The sequence below is a fragment of the Massilia sp. UYP11 genome (assembly GCF_050434805.1).
Lineage (GTDB): Bacteria > Pseudomonadota > Gammaproteobacteria > Burkholderiales > Burkholderiaceae_D > Telluria.
On sequence record NZ_JBNDJE010000064.1, the window covers coordinates 1 to 1,102 of the forward strand.

1 protein-coding gene is annotated in these 1,102 nt (G+C 58.7%); it reads left to right on the top strand.

The features are described 5' to 3' along the window. Positions 1–128: 128 nt before the first annotated feature. A partial coding sequence (locus ABIB38_RS24195) for an IS481 family transposase (protein ID WP_429207351.1) occupies positions 129–1,102 on the top strand: 974 nt, incomplete at its 3' end.

Consider the following 1,102-nt stretch of genomic DNA (forward strand, 5'->3'; position numbering starts at 1 on the left):
TGTTCAGTGCCGTGCGATCATTTTCCTCGCCGTAGCTGGCCTTTGTTCCGAGCAAAGGCTATGCTCGACGACTTGATTGCTGGGTTCAGCAGTCCCGGCATTCAATCGCACCAGGAGCAGTTGGCAGCATGAGTTCACGCATTCACCCGCAAGCCCGTACCACCCCGAAAATCCGGCAGGAGATCAAGGATTCGGGCCTATCGGACCGACAGGCCGCGAAGGTCTTCAACATCAGCCGCCCCACCGCCCGGAAATGGCTCAAGCGGGACGACGTGCAGGACCGCTCGCACCGTGCCCACACGCTGCATACGACCTTGAGCGCAGCGCAGGAAGCCATCGTGCTCGCGCTGCGCCAGTCGCTCTACTTGCCCCTCGATGACCTGCTGTTCATCACGCGGCAGTACATCAATCCCGACGTTTCTCGATCAGGCATCGCACGCTTGCTCAAGCGCGAAGGCATGTCGCGCCTTGAAGACGTGATCCCGAAGGCCGAGGGCGAAACGATCGCTCCCAAGAAGACCTTCAAGGACTACGAACCAGGCTTTATTCATATCGATATCAAGTACCTGCCACAGATGCCGGACGAGACCTCGCGTCGCTACCTGTTCGTCGCCATCGACCGCGCTACCCGCTGGGTCTTCATGCACATCTACGGCGACATGACCGACAAGAGCAGCGTCGATTTCCTGCGCCGCTTGAAGCTGGCTTCGCCCATCAAGATCAGCAAGATCCTGACCGACAACGGCTCGCAATTTACCGACCGTTTCGCCACCAAAGACAAAAAGCCAAGCGGCCAGCACGCCTTCGACGTGGCTTGCGCCGCACTGCCTGCCGAGCACCGCCTGGCGCCGCCGCGGCACCCGCAAACGAACGGCATGGTCGAGCGCTTCAACGGTCGCATCAATGAATTGCTGCAGCAGACCCGCTTCGACAGCCGTGCCGATTTGCAGACCACATTGATGAGCTATTTGAAACTGTACAACCACCACATTCCGCAACGTGCACTCGATGCAAAGACGCCCATCCTCGCACTCAAGGAATGGCAACAAAGACGGCCGGAATTATTCGTTAAGCGGGTTTATGAACAGGCGGGACTTGACAC